Genomic DNA, 19,873 nt, shown 5'->3' on the forward strand with positions numbered 1-19,873 from the left:
CCTGGAAATTTCGCAATTGTTTCGCCGGGAATAACTTGTCTACCAGATGCTCATCTCAGCTCGCCGAGGACCGCACGGGGATGCTCGCGCCCAAGTCAACCGGGCGGCGTTGGCCTCGTTCGCTGACGTATTCAAGCTCGGTGTCGGTGACCTGCGGGGCGTTGACGAATGAGCGGAAGCGCTTGAGTTTCTCCGGATCGGCCAAGGTCGCGGCCCACTCATCTTGATAACTTGAAACGTGGCGTTCCATGGCGGTTTCAAGTTCGCCGCCCAAACCAAGTGAATCCTCAACCACCACGCTGCGCACGGTGTCCATGCCTCCGGGGAGCTCCTGGATCCAGTGGGCGGTTCGCTGCAAACGCTCGGCGCTGCGGATGTAGTACATCAAAAAGCGGTCGATGTAACGCAGCAACGTCTGGTCATCAACACCTCCGGCCAGCAGCTGCGCGTGGGCCGGGTTGGCGCCGCCGTTTCCACCGACGTACAGGTTCCAGCCTTCGGCGGTGGCGATCACCCCCACGTCCTTGGCGCGGGCCTCGGCGCATTCGCGGGCGCAGCCGGAGACTCCCATCTTGAACTTGTGCGGCGCCCGCAGCCCGCGGTAGCGAAGCTCGATGTCGATTCCCATGCCCACCGAATCCAGCATGCCGTAGCGGCACCAGGTTGACCCCACACAGGTTTTGACGTTGCGCAGCGACTTGCCGTAGGCCTGCCCGGATTCGAAACCCGCGTCCACCAGTTCGCGCCAGATCTCCGGCAGCTGGTCAAGCCGCGCACCGAACATATCGATGCGCAGTCCGCCGGTCAGCTTGGTGTAGAGCCCGTACTTCTGCGCCACCCGGGCGATGACCGCCAGCTTTTCCGGGGTGATTTCCCCGCCGGGGATGCGCGGCACCACCGAGTAGGTGCCGTCTTTCTGCATGTTCGCCATGACGCGGTCGTTGGTGTCCTGGGCGCCGGCCAATCCGGCGTCCATGGGGTGCACATTGGTCTGGCTGGCCAGGATGGAGGCGATGGTGGGTTTGCAGATATCGCATCCCGAGCCGGTGCCGAAACGTTCCATGATCTGCAGGTAGGTGCTCAACCCCGCGATCCGCACGGCCTCAAAAAGCTGCGGGCGGGAAAGGCTGAAGTGCTCGCACAACGCGGTGGAGACTTCCATCCCGTTTTTAGCCATTTCGGCTTCCATCAGCTTCTTGAGCATCGGAACACAGGAACCGCACTGGGTGCCGGCCTTGGTGCAGGACTTCAGCCCGGAGACCGTTGCCACCGGACCGCAGCCGGCGCAGCCGCCGCCCACCGCATTGCGGATGGAACCGGCGTCCACGTTGTTGCACGAACACACCACCGCGTCATCGGGCAGCTCGGTATCCGGTGCCTGTCCGCCAGCGGCGCTGAGGTAGGCGCCGGGCTCTGCGGACAGCTCCCGGCCGAGCAGCGGGCGCAGCGACTGGTACGGGCTCGCGTCGCCCACAAAAATGCCGCCGAGCAGGGTTTTGGCGTCATTGGAGACCACCAGCTTTTGATACAGCCCGCGGGCCGCATCGGCGTAGATCACCTCTAGCGCACCCTCGGCCCGGGCAAAGGCGTCGCCGAAGGAAGCGACATCCACCCCGGAGAGCTTGAGCTTGGTGGCGGTGTCGAAGCCGGTGAATTCGCCCTCGCCGCCGGTGATCCGCGCGGCGGCCACCTCCGCCATGGCATTGGCCGGTGCGACCAGGCCGATGCACATCCCGCCGAAGTTGGCGACCTCTCCGATGGCCCAGACGTGCTCGATGTCGGTGGCGCAGGATTCGTTGATCACCACACCGCCGCGCGGGCCCATGCCGAACAGCGCAGCGCCCTCTGGCTGGTTGTCGTTGTAGGTGCGGATCAGCTCATCACGCGGACGGACGCCGATGGACACGATCACCATGTCCGCATCGATCACCTTGCCGTCGGCCATGTGCACGCCGGTGACCTGGCCGTTCTCGGAGAGGATCTTTTCCGGGTAGACCCCGCCGTGGACCGTGAGGTCTTTTTCTGCGACCAGCCGGCCCAGCGCCTGTCCGGCACCCTGGTCCAGCTGGGTTCCCATCAGCCAGTGGCCGCCGTCGATGATCAGCGCCTTGGCGCCGAGCGCCTGGACTCCGGCCGCGGCCTCCAGGCCCAGCAGGCCGCCGCCGATGGTGGCGACCACCGGGGTGCGCCCCAGGTTTTCTGCCAAGGTGCGGACTTGTTCGGCGATACCCCAGACATCTTCCAGGGTGCGGTAGACGTGGGTGAGTTCAGCGCCCGGGATCGGGAGGGTGGCGGCGTTGGAACCGGTGGCCAGCACCAGTTCGTCGTAGCCGAATTCGCGTCCGTCCTCGGTGCGCACCAATCGTGCGGCGCTGTCAAGGGATACCGCCCGGGCGCCGGTATGAAGGGTCAGATGCTCCTGTTCCCACAGGGCCGCGTCTCCCAGGGTGAGGTCGACTCCCGGATCGGTGAGTGCCTTGGAGAGCGCCACCCGGTCGTAGGGGAGGTGGGTTTCCTCGGTGAGCACGGTCAAGTGGGTGCCTGCCGGCTCACGGCTTGCGATTGCTTCGGCAAAGCGGTGCGCGGCTGGACCGCCGCCGATCACGAGGATTTGTCGCTGTTCGCTGGAGGTAGTCATGATGCCCTTTCGCTGGCAGAGCCACGGTGTGTGGAACGTGTGAATCCAGCTTAAAAAATCGTTTTTGCCCCGCAGTTACCCCGGTGTTTCACCCGGCGCAATTTTCTATTGCACCGGCCCGCCACGGCGGTGAGCACCGCGAAACATGTTCGTAGCACGGGTTTTCGGGTGGGGTGTGAATCGGGCTTTACGGACCGGCAACCAAGCGCGGGATTAGCTGAAACATAACGAACCTAGGCTCGATACATCGGAACACCAGCGAAAGGACCCACCGATGACCACGCAACTGATTGACGCACCGACCGGCCTGGCCGAACTTTGCTCGCCGGATGACTTGGAAGCAGGATGGGGCGAAGCCGCCTGGATGGCAGGGCAGCAGATTGCGGTGTATCGCACCGAGTCCTCGGACTTCTACGCCAGCTCCCACCATTGCCCTTCCACCGGGGCCAAGGTGATGGCCCGCGGCATCCTGGGGGACGCCACCGTGGAAGGGCAACGGGTGGCCACGGTTGCCTGCCCGCTGCACAAGGAGATCTACCGCCTTGATACCGGTGATTGCCTGAGCGCCCCGGGAACCTCCCTGCCGGTGTTCGGGGTGCACGAGCATGGCGGGCGTTTATGGATTGAGGAATCAAAATGAGTCGGCTCGGCGGCATCCGGCGAGAGGACAGCACCGAGTATGAACATTCGGCCTGGTTCGGCTGGTATGAGGTGAATCCAGACCAAGCACCGCGTACCCGCGCGTGAGAGGTGCTGCTGGGACTATCCAGTGTTTCAAGGAAAATTTGGTGTCAGCATCAGCTGCCCGGTGCCATCTTGCGGCATGGGGCAGCTGATGCGTTTCGGGCCAAAAGCTTGGTGTTGGTTTAGTTCAGGCCCATCGAGTGCAGCACGTCGGTGTGCTTGCGTGTATTCAACTGGATTTCCACCCGGCCGTTGGGCTCAAAGTCGACGGAGTACTGATCGGTGCGCAGCCCTTCATCAGGGATCCGGCCGAAGAGTTGTTCGGCGGCTTCGGTGAGGTCGGCTGGCGAACCGGCATCACTCCGGCCGCTTTGCACCCTGAGCTCAACCTCATGTTGTTCAGCTACCGGGGCCACGGTTCTCAGCACCTCCCCGAGTGCCCGGTCTGGAACGATTGACGTGGAGAAGTCGGCGACAGGGTTGATGCTCACCACCACGTGAAGATTGCAGGGCCGTTCTCTAGAACCTATGCAAACAGGTTTCAAATAGCCTGATGCTGTCTAGTTCCTGCTTCATCGAGACCGCTTACCCACACCAAACCATCAGGCCCGGTACCGGTAGAGGCGAAGAGCTCTCCACAGGCTGACACCGGGGAACTCCCGGCGTATAAGGCGAGATTAATCGCCGCGTTCACATCACGATCATGCACGGTTTCACAGGTTTCGCATGTCCACGACCTCACCTGCAATGCCAGGGTGCGCGTGGTTTTTGCGCCGCAAGCACTGCATGTTTTCGAGGACGGGAACCAACGATCTGCGACAATCAGCGTTGTACTGCGATCAGTTGTCTTGTATTCAAGTTGGCGACGGAACTCACCAAAGGACGCATCCGCGATGGACAAGGCTAAATGGTGATTCGTCAGCATCCCACGCACGTTGAGGTCTTCAATCACGATCCGGTCATGAGAATTAGCAAGTCCTGTGGTGAGCTGATGCATCCAATCAGTGCGAGTATTAGCCACCCGATGATGAAGCACGGCCACCTTGTGGCGTGCCTTGGCACGGTTTGTCGAGCCTTTGACCGTACGTGCCAGGCTCTGCTGAGCACGTTTGAGACCGTGTTGCGCGTTGCGAAGGGCACGAGGCACCTGGTGGCGTGTACCGTCTGAGACCACGTACTCGCGTACCCCAAGGTCAACACCCACAGTACTTGCCGGAATCGTGGGTGTTATTGGGTGTGTGATTTCGCAATTTACGCTGGCGTACCACTGGCCGGCTTGTTTCGAGATCGTGACTGAAACCTGTGTGGCGTTCTCAAAGCGGACGGTTTCACGCATTCGCACCCACCCGATATTCGGTACGCGCAGGCGCTTGCCTTCGATACGGAACTGCCCCGAAGACAGGCGGAATGACTCGGTGCTCACGTTCTTCTTCTTGAAGGTCGGGTGCTTGGCGTGGCCGGCGAAGAAGTTCGTGAATGCCACCCCTAACGCGATGATTGCTTCTTGTGGGGCGCATTTAGTGGATTCGAGCATCCACGGGAATTGTGTTCGTTTGATGCTGTTCAGTTCACGGCGCAACGCATACTGCGTCGGTGCTGGCAGGGAAGGGTCAAGTTTTCTTGCTTCGTATTGTTCGTTCCATTGGGCTAGCGCCCAGTTGTAGGCGAAGCGAGCGGTGCCGGAGGCTTTGGCAAGCCCGGTGGCTTGCTTGTTCGTGGGGGCGAGCCGGATTTTATGTGCTTTGTGCATCGTTCACCGCCTGAGTCACTGAATCGTCCCGGCCGTCGATCAGTTTCTTGTTCTTGGGTGAAGGTGTTGTAGTTTTCCTTGCCTGTTCCCGCGTTAGTGAGTTGTTCCAGGCGGCAGGGAGACCTGGGAGCAGGTGGGTTATCGCTGGTGTTTGTTCGCTGGTGGGGTGAACACTGTTGCGGTCAGGCTTTAACACGGTGGTGGCTCCTTCCCGGTTTCTACTCTTCTCGGTCTTTGGTACGGATGTTAGCTGCTGGTACCGACACTAAAGGCGTTGTGGGTGTTGGTGGTTCTGATGTGTGCCGGTGGGGGATAAAAGTGTTCACTTGTTGTCTGGGTTGGTTTCAGGTGTGGGGATAGTTTATCCGGATTTGTGTACCGTCATGGGGTTCGTTCGGCACTGTGCTGGTCTTCTTGATGTCACCGGGGTAGTGCCGAAAAGGTAACTGCAAGCCTTTCGACGGCTTTTCGGTTCCACCGGGGTTCGCTTCGGTGAGCGCGGTCTGAATCTCAGGCAGCGCGTTGCTGATATCAGCAAAACTTGCCCCGTTGGGGTCATCAAACGGCGAGCGCCCGTCTGCCAGCGGAACTACAAAACATCCGGACAGCGTGAGCATTGCCGCCACAGCGGTCAAGAGCGCGGCGGTGTAGCATGTGAATTTTTGGGCCATTGGCTGCCGATGATTAACCACGGAGCTAGTATCTCACGGAAGATTAGTAACTGTGAGAGCATGGATTGTGCCTGAATCCAAGACCCAGCCCCCGGCGTCCTCTACGTTTCCACGCGCCCGGGTACCTCGCCGCAGGCGTTGGATTGCTTTGGTGGTTACGCTGGTGTTGCTTCTTCCCGCAGGTATTTCTTGGGGCACCGTGCTGTTTAATGATCAGTTCACCGAAAAGAAAATCTCTTCGTGCACGGTGGGCCAGTCAGGTCCGCAGTCGAGCAGGAGGTCGGTACTCCGGGCAAAAGTAGCCAGTGACTGCGGGCGGTTTCGCGCGGGCAAAGAGGTTGCCTGCATCAGTGATCCGAGCCGGGCAATCGTGCTTTCGCCAGGGGCAACCTATGACCTTGTGGTTCGAGGCCCCTGGATTCCCCTGCTCAGCGCCCCAACGGTGATTTCCGCGAGCATGTCTGCGCAACAGCTTGTTGCTGATCCCGAAATTGTGATGGAAGTTGATCCTTCGGCGCATGAGAACGTGCAGGAGCTGCAACGAGCGCAGCTTCCGGAGACCTTGCGTGCCTTCGACTACGAACAGCCACCGTTTGATCCGTCCTGTGATGCCTTTCGGCATGTGATGACCACGGCGGGGATTCAGCAGGTATCAGCTACCCGGGCGGAACAGCTGCTCACCGTGCCGGCGGGGCTGGAGCCGCGCGAGCCGAAACTGCCATGCCAAGGATTCCAGTGTTCTTAGGCGATGACTTGAGCGTCCGGCAGACCTGTTAGCTGTTGCGTGAATCCCACCATTTGGGTGAGAGACGGTCATCCTTGTGATCGGACGGAGTGTTGCAGTTGATTCCCCCGCAACTGCTTTCGCCGATATCTACGATTACAGACGGGTGATGAGCACTGGGGGAAGATCGCTCTGTCGTTCGTGGAGAAGATGGGTTTCGTTGACATTGACGGTGCGAAGTCGTCACGCTGGATCGCGGTGCATCATGGTGCGTCGAAGAACGGGAATGACCATATTCACTTGGTGGTGTCGATGGTGCGTGAGGACGGCAGCAAAGCAGGGACGCACGATGATTTCCATCGTGCACAGGTCGCGTGCCGCGAGCTGGAAGCCGAGTACGGGTTGCCACGTCTGGAGCCCTAGGAACATGGCAAGGGCTTGGCGGGGGAAAAGCCCGCAGAACGTGCACGGGCCGAGCGCGGGAGTAACGCGCTGTCGGATAAGTTTGAGCTGCGCCGCCGGTTGCGGGCCGCATTATCCACCGCAAACAGTGCCGAAGAATATGTTCGTCATGCCCAAGACTTGGGCGTGCGAATCGCTCCGAGCTTCAGGCCTGGATCGAACAGTGAAGTGCGCGGCTATCGCGTGTCTCTAGGTGAACGCGGCAGCGATGACAAGACGATCTGGTACGCACCATCCAAGCTCGATTCCACACTGGCTTGGAATGATATTCACGCCCGGTACGGGAACAAGGATCGCGCGGCGAGGGACGCGTATTTGGTGTCTTTGCATTCCTCGAACCAGAGCCGCGAGCATCGCAAGGCGGTGGCTCGTCCGGTGTCTGCGGAGCAACTGGAATGGATGATGAGTCACAAGACGGGACCGGATACGTTGGCGAATGTTTATGCCCGTTTGTCGTTGCAATGGGAACGCAATAAGCCTGGAACCTTGCATCAACTTTCTATGTCTTATGCCCGCGCTACCCAGGGGATGGGTAACACCCGGTATGCTGCCCGGTTGAATCAGAGATTCGCGGCGGGGAACGGTCGCGGTTGGGTGGCAGTTGCTAAGCAGGCAGGACGTTTAGGCCGTGTGATGATGCAGAACCATATGGCCACGGACCGTCCCCGTTTTGTCGCTGGTGTTGACCGGCTGATCAACGATGCCGAGAGCATCGTGAATGCTGAAATGAAACGTATCCAGGCGCAGGACGCACAGAAAGTGGGCGCGTCGAAGCAGCCACATGTGCCCTACCGGGATTGGGACGCCGGGGCGCAGCCTGGACCAGGGAATGACCAAGGTTACGAACGATAGGCCCAGAACCTAGCGAGAGGAAACACCGTGGAAAACCAAGAAGAATCAGAACTGATGCAAGACTTCGGCAGCATCGTCCGAGCTGTGATGGGTTCGGGAATGCAAATGGCCGAGCACGCTCAGCGTCGAGCGCACATGCGCTTGTCTGAGGTCAATGCGGAAGTAGGGCGTGAACGCAACATCGCTCAGATGGTTCACCGCGATTTGTCCTCTCCCCAGTTTTGGAAGAATGCTGGTAGTGAAGCGATTGCTGATCGCATGATCGTTGCCAGTGAACTTGCTGGACGGCCTGAGTCAGCTTCCCAGGCGTTCATGGCGGGTGCTGATTGTATTCGCAATCAGTTCGGGATCAATGTGGAGGATCTGAACCGGGATCATCCCACGGCGGCGACGGACCGCCACCGGGCCTTGCGTGATGCCCTGGATGACTACCTGGCCGGCCAACGGGCTAACGCCGAGGCCAAGCCCGTGGGTGCGGAATGGGGCGCAGCACAGGAACAGCCAGCGCAGTTCATGATGTACGACTACAACAAAGGTCTAGAACGTCAGGTGCAGATCGATAAAGAACGCGTCTTGGGCCTGATCGATGATCTGTCACCGGATGAAGTGCGTGATCCAGCCCTGGGCGGACGCGACACGATTAGTTCTGTGCCTTCTTGGTATGGCCATGATGAAGATGCAGACCGGGCGATTGCTGAGAAATTCCCTCATCTGGTGCCCGAGGGTGCGAAGGTATCCGCTGAGAAGGCTCCTGCCGAGATGCGAGAAGCCCAGGACAATGAGGCTGCACATCAGGGGCAAGCCGAACGGTTTGAGGGCGAAGAAGACCTTGACCGGGCTAATACCGAAACCGCCGAAGCCAAGGAAGCAAGCACGCCACCCCCAGCGGCGGCCAGCCCGGAGGAAGCTGACAAGCTGCCGCTAGATCAGCACGGTGCTGCCTCAGAACGGGTCATCGCGGTATGGAAGAACAAGGGCGGCAAGGATGCTGATTTCCCGCTGCCACCGAGCACGCAGAATCCGCAGACGGCCATGAATAACCGTAAGCGTGTCATGGCCGGTGCGGCCCCGAGCCGCACCCCAGGACAATGAGGCTGCACATCAGGGGCAAGCCGAACGGTTTGAGGGCGAAGAAGACCTTGACCGGGCTAATACCGAAACCGCCGAAGCCAAGGAAGCAAGCACGCCACCCCCAGCGGCGGCCAGCCCGGAGGAAGCTGACAAGCTGCCGCTAGATCAGCACGGTGCTGCCTCAGAACGGGTCATCGCGGTATGGAAGAACAAGGGCGGCAAGGATGCTGATTTCCCGCTGCCACCGAGCACGCAGAATCCGCAGACGGCCATGAATAACCGTAAGCGTGTCATGGCCGGTGCGGCCCCGAGCCGCACCCTAGGACAGGAGCTGTCGCGATGATCGGCATCCCACCGAATGACGATGAGCTGGATTTGGACGGCGACGAGACCCACGAACCAGAGCAGCAGCCGTCCATCGCGCAGCAGGACACCGACCAAGCAGAGCCGGAGCGCTCTTTCGTGTATGAGGACGCGGAGCAGTGGTTGCACGGCTACGCGTTGCCTCGCTACTTGCGGAAGTATGGGCCTTCGGGGCATGCCTGGGCGCCGAACTGGTACGAGTACCCGGAAGTGTATTCGGTGGTTTCCGCGTTGTGGGAGACGTGGGAGCAGATGCGGTGGGATGGCCCGCAACAGATTTTGGTGTTCTATCGGGATTTCTTCTACCCGCTGATGGACAGGCTCACCTCCCCGGACGGTCCTTTTCATGCGTATGACAAGGTGATGCACCCGCAGTTACCGGAGATGTTTCCTGTCGATAATGCACCGGACGGATACTTCCGGTCATCTGTGTAGCGGCAGGAAACTGACCAGCGAAATTCTCTGGCCAGATTTTTTGTGCCCCATAACGCAACCCGCGGACGAACCGAATAGCTGGGTGGCGAACAAGGTGCCACCCAGCTATTCAGCTCATTACTTCGTACAGCGTTCTACGATCCACGCCTTCACATCAGTGATGAAGCCGTAGCCAAGAGCGGCCAACCCCACGGGATCAGGATCAGCCCCATAGAGGGCCAAATAGACCCGGACACAGAACACTACGACTTTGACGAGGCGTGCAGCCCAGACCAACCACCTTGTACGAGATGGAATTGCCGGTGGCTGAGCAGATGGAGCGACACCTGACTCGTGAGAGCAGTAGGTGTTCTGGTTATTTACAACCTTGACAAGGTTGATTTCGATTTTTCGTACCATTTGGGAGTTCCTTCAGTCGGTGGCACACCACTGCGGAAGGAAGAAAGATCCGCCAGGATTGGCGGAATCTTTGCATAGAATGTATGCTTAAGATGAACGTTAGTAAGCAAACGGTACCTCCTGTGGTTGTGCCGAATAAATAGTTGTCAAAGTGATTCGTGTGGACTGCCATCCTCGCGAGTCGCTTTTGGGCGCAGAAAATGCACCCTTCACCATTCTACACTATAGAAATGACCGTGTAGCATGGTGCAATATTTTCAATCGCCTGGGATTCCATATCCTGGGCGATTTTTTGCTCTCATCGGGGTTTCCGATGTATCGGAGTCGCCGTGGTTCTCGCCGAAAATCGGTAACTGGGCCGTTCAGTCGTGTCGGGTGCTTGGATGGAGCGTGGCGAAGTCGGCGTGAGCCTGGTCAATGGCTTTGGGGTGGGCCCGGCTTTTTTCGTCCTCCTTGAGAGCCCGGTAGATGTTGGCCAGGCGGGGGGTTCCGGCCTTTGCTTTTACCAGTGGGGGATGATCGGGTCGAGCCGGATGTCCTCGCGTGACTCACCGTTCGCGCGACGGCGCAGTAAGGTGTATAGCATATTGTCGGTGATGATTGGTAGGCGTCCGCTATGGTTTCCCTTGCGGGCGTCCGCATTGAGGCCTTCGAGGGTGGTTTCGCGGATGTTCTCGCGTTCGGTTTCGGCGATCGCGACGAAGAACGCGAAGAGCACCCGGCCGGTGCCGGTTGGGTCGTAGATCTCGGTGAGCGGCTCGGCGAGCATCGCCAGGGCGACGCCGTTCATCGGTGTAGTGACAAAAGCTGGCCAGCGAATTTCGCTGGCCAGCTTTATATAATGCTGTCAGTAACTTCCTTGCTGTAGTCCGCAGTGGTTTTCTGGACCATCTGCGTAGTCCATACTCTGTTCTGAACCGCTCTGGTACCGGGGAAAGCACCTCTGCTGCTCTAGAGTCGAGGGAAGTGCTGACCCCCTTTTAGGGCAATTTTATTCGGGTTTCCTGTCCAGCCTACTTAGAGCGAAGATGGCTTCGCTTTCATCAAGCCAGCGTATCTTGAACCTACTTAGATGGTTTATAACTTCCTCTAGACTCCCCAGAACTGCAAAAACATCCTCCAACTCCATTTTTGATGCAGGAATGGCGTTGTTAGTGGGTGCAAGATTAATTTCAAACGAAGTTGAAACTTTTCTTCTTTTGCCATAACAGTGAGTATCAGTCAGTACATCAACTGAAACTAACCACTCTCTGTAATCTCCTGTAACTATCAGGCCGATGAAACTCTTAGCTCCTAATTCAAGCGCATCATGAGACGGGGCGTTAGAAGTGTTTGTCATTCCTATCTCCATTGTGACCAAGACTTACGAGGGTTGGTGATCCGAACGTGCATGTTGAAATTTTTAGGCCCATTGAAGTTTGAATAATAGCCATTACGACTTGTACCCTTCTTTAGGCTTGGACTACGGTATTGCCTAGTCTTATTGCGAAGCATGTACGCTCGTTTATTTCCTTGATTTTTGGCCCAATTATATGGTTTCTTTTTCAAGGATCTTGTCCACAGGCGGCCTGCTATGGCAGATGCTCCTCGTGTTGCAGATAAGTCTGAAGCAGTTCGTGAAGCTGATTTTACAGCTTTATAGAGCTTGTAGCCCTTGTAGACAACAATACCTGCTCTTACCGCAGCACCTCCGGGTACAAACCAAGAGGCGATACCAACCACCCTGCGAGTGACACGTCCAATTGGGCTGTTCCAAGCGCGTACTCCCCAACGCCAAGCATTCTTTGCCCATCCCTTTGCTCCATCGGTATCTTGCATGCCTACCGGATCTTGTGGGTATGCGTAGGTCGTGCTGTTGCCGCCCTCAACTGGGTCGCGGCTGGTAAACAACCCCGTCACCGAGTTATAGAGCCGCGCACCCATCAGGATCAACCCACTGGTATCAACCGCACGCTCATCAGCACCATGCCAACCATACGATGTTGCACCGGTACTCACCGGCTCGGTGAGCTGGTTGCCATACTCGTCATACTGCGCCCACCCAGTAATACCCTGACCAGCACCCGTACCAGTCAACGGTACAGTAGCCACCACGTCCCCGTGGGGGTTGTTCACGGCCAGTTCGACAGTGTTCCCGGTGATCGTCAACGCCAGGTCCCCACCGATAGTCGATTCATACCTCGTAGTAACCGTTTCGGTCCCTTGCGTACGGGTCGTCCACCCAGGATTATCCGAATCATCAGCATAGTGCTTGGTTTCGGTCCCGGCCGCCACTGTCCCGGTCGAGGTCACCGACAAACGGCGCCCTGACGGATCCCGGCCAATCGTGGACGTCGTGCCATTGCGGGTGATCGCGGCGGCAGCATCATCAGCGAAATACTTCACCGTGATCGCCCCAACCCCAACCTTCACCCCGCCAGCAGCTGCCGGAGCATCCGCGGCCGGAATGGTCGTCTGACGTCCCAATCCGTCATGCACGTACCCAGCCCCCACACCAACACGGTCTGCCGCGTCGTAGGCCCAAGTCCGCTTAGCGGTCTGGGTTCCATTAACCGTGGTCGTCAACGAGGCACGGTTGCCGTTTTTATCAAACGCATACTTGCGCACCGTCGTTGGGGTCACAGCCCCTTCCTCGGGGTCAGTGTTCACCGTTTCTCCCGGGGTAGCGGTAATGTCCTTGACCTCGGTCAAACGCCCAGCCCGGTCATAGGTGAACGCACGGTCATAAGCAGCCCCACGATCCCCCGCAGTGGACGTCCCGGCAAGCACGTCACCTTCCGGGGTGGTTTCACCCATGATACGTCCGGTAACGTCACGGTTCAGCTCCCACGCGATCCACGTGCCGTTCGACGTAGTCCCGTCCTCGGCTTTCAACGGACCGTCATACGCCAAACGCACCTGCTTACCGGATTCGTCGTAATCCATCCTCTGGGTGAAGCCCCCGGGGATGACCTGTGTCAGCACGTTGCCGTCCCCGTCATAGGTGGCTTTATAGGTTCCAGTGCCGGTCCCACCGTGCTTGGACACGGTCATGCTGGTCACCACACCCTGATACTCCGTGGTTCCATCTCCTGAAAGCGCCCCATACTTGTAGGTGGTGGTAGACACCGGGGACACCGTCTTGGCGACGTTACCAAACACGTCGTACTCGGTGGTAGTCGTCTCACCCAGCGAGTTGGTGTAGGAAGTGGTACGTCCCCACAAATCCTGGGTCCACTTCACCTCAGACTGCGGCAAGGAACCGGAAGCTACCGCCCGCACGCCGTTCTGTACCCCGGTGACGTCGTAGAGCTTCTCAACCGGTTGCACCGCAGTGGTGGTGATCCCACTGGTGGTTACCGTCGTCTTCAGCTCCTGGCCATCGGTCCGGTACGTCTGGGTAGTGGTGCGCTTAGCCCCATCGGTTCCGGTCGAGGACTCGGTGAATGTGGCGGGCTGCCCATAGATATTGAACCCGGTCTGGTGCTTAGCGACCGACCCGGCGCCTTGCGGGACGTTCTTGCACAAGTACCCCGCATATTCCGGCTTGCTTCCGCAGTCACTATCCGCTGCGTTCGCTCCAGCGGTGTAGTAGATGCTCTTCGTCGTTCCAGCATCAGCACCGGAAGACTTCGGCTGCCGCGCTTCGATCACCCTACCTTGGTCATCGAACCGGGTCTCGGTAACGATGTTCTCCGCGGTTTTGGCCAGGACTTGCGTGACCTTCGTCGGTGAACCAACCACCCAACCCGAGCGCAGGTTATTCTTATCGGTGACCGCACGCCCGTCCTTGTCGACCGTGTAGGCGTTGTAACCGTTCTCCACCTGGGTGATGACCGGTTCCCCGGTGGCATCTGGGTTTATTTTCCCGGAGTTGGCTTTCGAAGTCACCACAGTTGTCGGCAGCATGCGCGGCATGCCCCCGGTATCAACATCCGTGATCGGTGTGTAACTGGTCTTGGTGTGGACCCGGGCGGGTTCATCGTTTTCATCGGTGGTTACCGGTGAATAGGTGTCAGTGACATACCCGCGCAGGAACTCGGCAGTCGCCTCGTTTTTGGCAATTTCTTCTGCTTTCTCCGTGGCATCGGTTTTCGTTGAGAGGCCGTTGCCGTCCTCATCAACCAACGTTTTCAACTCGGAGTAGTAAACATTCAGCTCAGCGTGTTCTTCGTGGCTGCTCAGCACTCCATCCACGACGTTCGCAGGGGTGCCTGCTGCGGCCTGGATGGTGCGGATTGCCCTGGTGTCATAGGCCCGCTCGATATTGCCGTCCTCGTTGAACACATTCGCGGTGCTCTGCCAGGCTCCGGCAGCGTAGGAGGAGGTGTTGACCACGCGGTTCTGCGCATCGACATACTGCAGGTCAGCATACTTGTAATCCGCCACCGGAACAGAGGCCGCTTTGGACGATCCTATAGTTTTGCCCGGACCAAACACTGCATAACCGGTCACCGGTTTATGGGTGCCGTCCTGTTCCCAGAGCTTGACCTGGCTCTCCGCCAGTTTCGGTGTATTCTGCCCATCACCGTCAGTGCTCAACCCATACACGAACCGAGCGTGTTGCACTCTGGTATTTCCATCGGTGGCGTTGCCCCGCTCAACCTTTTCCAGCCAATCCGAACGTCCGGATGCGGTATTGGCCAGACCGTAGATGTAGTTGGTCGGCGCATCAACACGGGCACCGCTACTGGTTTTCTCCTCGGTGGAGGCAAGCAGGGGTACCCCGGCAGCAGATTCGACTCCGTAGGTGTAGGTCGTCACATCTCCGGTGCGTGAATTCTTCACACTGGTCAACCGTGAGTCACGGCTGGCGCCGTCGTATCCATACTCAGCGATATTCACAGTCTTCATAGCACCGGCAGCTGGATCCCACGCGGTGTAGGTGACCTTGGTGATCTTGCCTGCTGCGTCATAGGCCAGGTTGATGCGCCGGCAACCCTTCACAGGAGTCGCGGTATCACACGTCAGGTTTGCCTCAGTACCAGCAACCACCATGGTGGTTTGCCCGGCAGTGTTTGACACAAACTTGGCTGTCCCCGTGCCGTTGCCTCCGGTGACGGTCTCGGTGATCCATTCCCAAATTTTGGGGTTGCCCTCAAGGTTGGCGCCGCGTTTGAACGTGGTGACCGTTCCATCTTCCTCGGTGATCTTGATCCGCGCACTGGTTCCTGAACCTGATACGGCCAGCTTCCAACCCGAGCCGCTAGCGTCCTCATTCGCAGCCACGTAAGTTCCAGTTTTCAAAGACACTCGGCCGTTACCTGATTGGCGGAACACCGCAGCGGTCTCATCATCACTAATCAGGGTGACAGTGCCATCCAGAGCGGTGGATTCAGCGACCAGGAGCCCGGACAGCCCTTCGTCAGGGCCGTCGATGTTAGCGCGCCAGCCCTTGCCGAAGATCCGAGAGTTGGCCCCGATCCCGGAATAGGAGGAGTAGGAGCGGCTCACGGACAACCCGGTGTTACCGGCGTTGACCTCAACATCGGTTTCCGACAAGTTCAGCTCACCGGTGGTCAGGGCGACCTGACCATCTCCCGCCTCAGCCACGGGATAGTTATCCCCGAACGCATGCGGCAACTTGGTCACCTGAACCGGCTTCTTGGACTTATTTGTCGTGCACTGCAACTTCGAAGCGGAAGTAACGCCCGCGTAGCCGAAACAAACCTGCAGCTCCACCAAAGTAGCCAGACGGTCTTTACCCAGCTCCTTCAGCTTTCCGGCCGGGGCAGCCGCGACATTCACCGTCGCGTCCACTTTCACCGGTTGCCCAGCAGCAATATCCGGCAAGGTCGCGGCTTCATGCCATCCACTCTCGGAACCGTAAACGGTCGTATCCGCACTCACACTGTTAGCTTCACGCCAATACACCTTGGGTGTCACCGCACCCGCGGAAGAAGTGGGGCCTTGTCCGGTGACCTTGAACGAATCCGACGAGGTAGACCCAGCCATTGGTGAAGTCAACGAAGCCGCCCCATTACCGAAAGTCCACGTGGTCGTGCCCGAGGTGTTGGTCGCCTTGTCGCTCGCTTTCACCCGGAGGATATTCGCTCCCGTAGGGTTCCACGACAAGGTCGCCTTGCCAGAGGATGCGGTCAGCGTCTTCCAAGCATCATTATTCAACTGGTACGAAAACTTATCCGTGTCAGCGCTGGAAGAAAACGTGAAAGTGTTCGAGCCAGGCTTGGCAGCTTGCCATCCATTGTTGGTGATTCCACCAGAGGAAGTAATCGACGGGACCGAAGGGGCGATGGAGTCAACGGTGAACGTCGTGGCAGCTCCGGCAGCTTTAGACCGCAAGGTCCCATCGTTAGCCCAGGCTTTGACGGTGTAGGTGCCGTTTTCAGCCAAACTGGCTTTGTAAGTGGAGACCTGCTTGGAAGCCACCATGGAACCGGCTTGCTTGGTCAGCGTGCTGGCGCCACTCATGTCGAACTCGGCCTTCACGCTCCCGCCATCAGGGTCGGTAACCGTGGAACGGAACGTCGGTGCCTTCGACCTCACCCACAGTTTTCCGGAAGCATCCTTCACCGATTCACCAGAATTGAACGACACCACTGAAGGGGTGCCAGGGTACGAGTTATAAGTGACGACGAACTGCGGTTCGATCGGATCATTCGCACCAGCAACATAGTTTGCCGAACGATAACGTTTCCAGGTGTAGTTGTTCGTCTCATCGGCTGCGATCAGACGCACCCCGTAGTTCTTGGTGGGGTTATCCGCCCAATACTGGGCGATCGGAGTGATCGGATAGTAGACATACCCGGCCGCACAACTCGACGAGTAGCCCTTGGACACGTTGTTCGTGCCTTCACCGCTGGACGTGGCGGTTGGCTGCTTGGTCCATCGAACATCGGAAGCGATCCACGCGCTAGTCAGCCGTTGGACTTTCACCGGGGAGGACGTGCACGAGTACGAATGGTAATTATGCATCCGCAGCTCCGCCTTGGTGATCTTCTTACCATCCAACGCAGTGGAGGCAAACTGCAGGAACGAACGGGACTTCAAGGTGCCACCATTAAACGTTCCTACACGCAGCTCCGGATCCCCGGCCTTGGAACCGGGAACATCAGCCTGCACCCAAGTGTCGGAGACACCCGATGACCAGGTCGGATCAATCGTGACCGCGTACTGACGCTGTGGATCCTGCAACCATTCTTTGTCAACGTTCAATGTGAGAACAGGGACGCCATCTTCCGTCGTAAGGGTGGTGTCTATCAGGCGTTCGGCCGGGTGCAGTCCGGACACTTCATCAATCTTTGCATCCCACATTGTTGGTGCTGGGGCGAAGAACACGGTCTCACCCTGGCCGTTGACTGCGCGTAAGTCCCCGGTGTCCTGATCCTTGCTCAGTTTCAAGCCTTTGGACAGCTTGATCGGGAAACGTAAGGAAACATCTCCGTCAGGGGCCTGCTCCAGTACGGTGCGATGCGAGAAACCAGACCGCAGCGGCTCAACGATGACACTGGCATCCACCGTTCGGGTTTCGGCGGGCATGTCGAGTGAAGGAGCTTCTGATTCGGTGGCTGGCGCTGAAGATTCAGCTGAGGATTCTGAAGGCTCGGAGGTCGGGTCAGAGGATTGTTCCTCCTCCTCTTCTTCGGGTTGCTCATCAGTGATTTCAGTGGCCTCAACCTCGCCTGGAGTCTCGGTCGGAGCATCCGAAGGCAGGGGAGTTACGGTGGAGGTCTGTGGCAGGATCTCACCGGAAGAGTCTTCGGTGAGTGGCACCTGTACTTGATCAGTATAGGTCGCTTGGTTCTCACTGATGTTAGGGGAAGGAAGTTCGCCTTCCCAGCCCAGTTTCAGGGTGGAACCTTCATGTTCACCAGTGGACTCCAGCTCGGCCAGCACGACCGAATCCTGGGTCGGCCCATCACCGAGCGTGTCTTTGCCGTCAGCGATGGTCAGTTCCGTACCATCACCCACCACAGGAGACTGGGTGTCTGTCAGTTCAGCATCCTGGCCAAGGGGAATAAAGTTGCCGTCTTTTTCTTTGAATCGGGCAGCTGAGGTCGTTTCAGAAGTCCAGGTCCCATCCGGGTTGGCAAACACCTGTTCGGTGGCCGTGCGGAGCGACAAGTCTTCAACACGGTGGCCGGTAGCCTTCGCGGTAATTTGGGCAGAGACCCCGTCAGGGCCGTTCGGTGACGTCTTCAACGGTTTGAGTGGTGTCTTGCGGTTCTTCGTCCGCGAACGCAGACGGGGCGATTAGCCCTGAGGCCAGCAACGCACTGGTGCTGGCAATCGCGAGAGCCGATAAGAATTTTCTCTTACGCACTGTGAAATCGGTCCACACGCGCGCAGAAGAATCCCCGAAAAGATGGTGCACCCTGACCTCGTTCTCTGAAAGGAATATAGCTAGCACATAGCCAACACATAGATTCTGCTATATCGGGCGCGTGCGTAATGCCAAAAAGAACGGAATGGAGAAAAAGTTGCCTAAACGTTATTTACTCGAGTACCTTACGAAACGAGAAGTTGAAGATCACCTCAGGCCCTTGTGACTATTGGGTTTAGTCAAAAAATCAGCGTCATTCGGTGGTGAAGTGAATAAAGAGGACCCAATTTTCGTGATTCGTTAGATCCTCAGCGGCCCTCGTAATACCTTTGCGAGTCTTGCACTTCCTGCGTGTACGGCTTGGATGTGTAGTGCAGTAGCTCGATGAGTCCTGCTGGCAAGCCTGAGCTGGTGAGGATCGCACGACCTCTTGGCAACGCAGCCAGGTCGGCCACGTCCAAGATCCGTTCGCGTTGCATCGAACTGGATACCGAGCGTCCGGTGCGGCCGCTGGTGCTGGAGGAACGTTTGAGTACGTCGCATTCACCGATGAGTTGGGCGAGGAACGGCAAGAACTTATCGTCAGACAAGCCGCTACCGGCGACTCGGATATTGGCGGCACCCCAGAGCTTGCTCATGCCCTTCTCCCCGTAGGCTTCCACGCCCTGGCTGTAGGACTGGAAGAACGTGGAAACGACGATGCCACGGGAGCCATAGTGTGAATACACATCCGGCAGCTCGCGCCAGCGCACCACATTCGCGGCCTCATCCAACACAGCCGTTAATGGGGTTTTCAACCGGCCACCAGGCTGGCTAGCGGCGGTTTTCTCCGCTTCGGTCATGACCGCCATGACCAGAGCGGCGGTGATCGCCCGGGCGGAGCCTCCGCCCTCCTTAGAGATGAGATACAGGGTGTCGGTTCCGGTGGCCAGCTTGCGATGATCAAACTCAGGACGATTGACCCCATTATTGCGAATCCACGGGATCACCTTGTCGTAGGACAGTACGTTCACCCAGGGGCGCATCGTGCCATACACGCCGTCACGCTGTTTGGGGGTGAGCTTCTGGATCTGCTCTAAGGATTGGGCTAGTGCGAGGTGGCCGTGTGCTTTAAGCAGGTCGCGGGCCGTGAAATCCTCGGGTTCTTGTGCCCACGCGAACACATCAGTGATCGGACGCTGCCCCACAGCAGCAGCGAAGAACAGGTGTGAGAGCAACCTTTTGCCGTCAGATTCGAAATACGCGTCCTGCTTGGCCCCCGCGTCGGTGGCCGAGGCCAGGAACACGTCAGCGAGATTTTCAGCAATTTCGATATCGGTCACAAACGAGAGGGGGTTCCACCACCAGGAGCGTTCTTCCCCAATGCTCCCTTGCACGTCGTGCGCCCAAACGGTACCGATCTCCGAGGAAGCCAAACCGCCCCAAATGACCAGTGCGGAGCGTTCCATGAACTCCCACGCGGTGGCGGTCTGAGAGTATGAGCAGAGCTCTGGCGGATCTGTCCAGGACCTGATCAGCGCTAATAACATGGGACTCATTGATGACGAGGTTTACAACGAAG

At 58.3% G+C, this 19,873-nt stretch carries 14 protein-coding genes and 1 pseudogene; 7 read left to right on the top strand and 8 right to left on the bottom strand.

Annotated features, from left to right (window positions below; translation table 11 throughout):
* Positions 1-55 precede the first annotated feature (55 nt).
* Complete coding sequence (gene nirB / locus ACIOWL_RS04630; protein WP_400382159.1) at positions 56-2,638, bottom strand: nitrite reductase large subunit NirB; 2,583 nt, start codon at positions 2,636-2,638, stop codon at positions 56-58.
* A 274-nt stretch (positions 2,639-2,912) separates the two neighbouring features.
* Between nirB and nirD the strand changes: the two genes are divergently transcribed.
* Entirely contained in the window at positions 2,913-3,278 is a 366-nt protein-coding gene (gene nirD / locus ACIOWL_RS04635) for a nitrite reductase small subunit NirD (protein WP_400382161.1), read from the top strand.
* A gap of 226 nt (positions 3,279-3,504) precedes the next feature.
* Here the strand turns inward: nirD and ACIOWL_RS04640 are convergent, their stop codons facing one another.
* From ACIOWL_RS04640 to ACIOWL_RS04650, 3 genes are all read right to left on the bottom strand, one after another.
* Positions 3,505-3,813 carry a hypothetical protein gene (locus ACIOWL_RS04640; RefSeq protein ID WP_400382163.1) on the bottom strand — a complete coding sequence of 103 codons (309 nt, stop codon included), beginning with the start codon at positions 3,811-3,813 and terminating at the stop codon, positions 3,505-3,507.
* Positions 3,814-3,863: 50 nt separating this feature from the next.
* A complete protein-coding gene (locus ACIOWL_RS04645; RefSeq protein WP_400382164.1) occupies positions 3,864-5,072 on the bottom strand; it encodes an RNA-guided endonuclease InsQ/TnpB family protein in 1,209 nt (402 codons plus the stop codon).
* Positions 5,073-5,416: 344 nt separating this feature from the next.
* The gene (locus ACIOWL_RS04650) at positions 5,417-5,743 is read right to left on the bottom strand and encodes a hypothetical protein (RefSeq protein WP_400382166.1); all 327 of its coding nucleotides are present in this window, start codon (positions 5,741-5,743) and stop codon (positions 5,417-5,419) included.
* Positions 5,744-5,795: 52 nt separating this feature from the next.
* On the opposite strand from ACIOWL_RS04650, the gene ACIOWL_RS04655 reads away from it, so the two are divergent.
* The 6 genes and pseudogenes from ACIOWL_RS04655 (at position 5,796) to ACIOWL_RS04680 (ending at position 9,650) form a co-directional block, all read left to right on the top strand.
* On the top strand, positions 5,796-6,488 hold the full coding sequence (locus tag ACIOWL_RS04655) for a hypothetical protein (protein ID WP_400382167.1): 693 nt from the start codon (positions 5,796-5,798) through the stop codon (positions 6,486-6,488).
* A gap of 159 nt (positions 6,489-6,647) precedes the next feature.
* Positions 6,648-6,890, top strand: a pseudogene (locus ACIOWL_RS04660) (relaxase/mobilization nuclease domain-containing protein); the annotation flags it as partial.
* 15 nt (positions 6,891-6,905) lie between these two features.
* Positions 6,906-7,781 carry a hypothetical protein gene (locus tag ACIOWL_RS04665; protein ID WP_400382169.1) on the top strand — a complete coding sequence of 292 codons (876 nt, stop codon included), beginning with the start codon at positions 6,906-6,908 and terminating at the stop codon, positions 7,779-7,781.
* A 27-nt stretch (positions 7,782-7,808) separates the two neighbouring features.
* Positions 7,809-8,873 carry a hypothetical protein gene (locus tag ACIOWL_RS04670; RefSeq protein WP_400382170.1) on the top strand — a complete coding sequence of 355 codons (1,065 nt, stop codon included), beginning with the start codon at positions 7,809-7,811 and terminating at the stop codon, positions 8,871-8,873.
* A complete protein-coding gene (locus ACIOWL_RS04675) occupies positions 8,830-9,195 on the top strand; it encodes a hypothetical protein (RefSeq protein WP_400382172.1) in 366 nt (121 codons plus the stop codon). Before ACIOWL_RS04670 ends, ACIOWL_RS04675 begins: the two co-directional genes overlap by 44 nt.
* Positions 9,192-9,650 carry a DUF4913 domain-containing protein gene (locus ACIOWL_RS04680; RefSeq protein WP_400382174.1) on the top strand — a complete coding sequence of 153 codons (459 nt, stop codon included), beginning with the start codon at positions 9,192-9,194 and terminating at the stop codon, positions 9,648-9,650. The genes ACIOWL_RS04675 and ACIOWL_RS04680 overlap by 4 nt, the downstream gene beginning before the upstream one ends.
* 901 nt (positions 9,651-10,551) lie before the next feature.
* On the opposite strand, the gene ACIOWL_RS04685 is transcribed toward ACIOWL_RS04680, so the two are convergent.
* The 4 genes from ACIOWL_RS04685 to ACIOWL_RS04700 form a co-directional block, all read right to left on the bottom strand.
* The gene (locus ACIOWL_RS04685) at positions 10,552-10,839 is read right to left on the bottom strand and encodes a recombinase family protein (RefSeq protein ID WP_400382176.1); all 288 of its coding nucleotides are present in this window, start codon (positions 10,837-10,839) and stop codon (positions 10,552-10,554) included.
* 201 nt (positions 10,840-11,040) lie between these two features.
* On the bottom strand, positions 11,041-11,388 hold the full coding sequence (locus ACIOWL_RS04690) for a hypothetical protein (protein WP_400382178.1): 348 nt from the start codon (positions 11,386-11,388) through the stop codon (positions 11,041-11,043).
* 2 nt (positions 11,389-11,390) lie between these two features.
* Positions 11,391-18,191: a DNRLRE domain-containing protein gene (locus tag ACIOWL_RS04695; RefSeq protein WP_400382179.1), complete on the bottom strand. Its 6,801-nt coding sequence runs from the start codon at positions 18,189-18,191 to the stop codon at positions 11,391-11,393.
* Between the two features lie 429 nt (positions 18,192-18,620).
* On the bottom strand, positions 18,621-19,760 hold the full coding sequence (locus tag ACIOWL_RS04700; protein WP_400382181.1) for a type IV secretory system conjugative DNA transfer family protein: 1,140 nt from the start codon (positions 19,758-19,760) through the stop codon (positions 18,621-18,623).
* Positions 19,761-19,873 lie beyond the last annotated feature (113 nt).

The organism is Glutamicibacter sp. NPDC087344 (assembly GCF_044744225.1).
Lineage (GTDB): Bacteria > Actinomycetota > Actinomycetes > Actinomycetales > Micrococcaceae > Glutamicibacter.

What these genes read in the sequence shown, in the direction of transcription:
- nirB (WP_400382159.1), bottom strand. Translation starts at nt 2,638, where the DNA reads ATGACTACCTCCAGCGAACAGCGACAAATCCTCGTGATCGGCGGCGGT.
- nirD (WP_400382161.1), top strand. Translation starts at nt 2,913, where the DNA reads ATGACCACGCAACTGATTGACGCACCGACCGGCCTGGCCGAACTTTGC.
- ACIOWL_RS04645 (WP_400382164.1), bottom strand. Translation starts at nt 5,072, where the DNA reads ATGCACAAAGCACATAAAATCCGGCTCGCCCCCACGAACAAGCAAGCC.
- ACIOWL_RS04650 (WP_400382166.1), bottom strand. Translation starts at nt 5,743, where the DNA reads ATGGCCCAAAAATTCACATGCTACACCGCCGCGCTCTTGACCGCTGTG.
- ACIOWL_RS04680 (WP_400382174.1), top strand. Translation starts at nt 9,192, where the DNA reads ATGATCGGCATCCCACCGAATGACGATGAGCTGGATTTGGACGGCGAC.
- ACIOWL_RS04685 (WP_400382176.1), bottom strand. Translation starts at nt 10,839, where the DNA reads ATGAACGGCGTCGCCCTGGCGATGCTCGCCGAGCCGCTCACCGAGATC.
- ACIOWL_RS04690 (WP_400382178.1), bottom strand. Translation starts at nt 11,388, where the DNA reads ATGACAAACACTTCTAACGCCCCGTCTCATGATGCGCTTGAATTAGGA.
- ACIOWL_RS04700 (WP_400382181.1), bottom strand. Translation starts at nt 19,760, where the DNA reads ATGGAACGCTCCGCACTGGTCATTTGGGGCGGTTTGGCTTCCTCGGAG.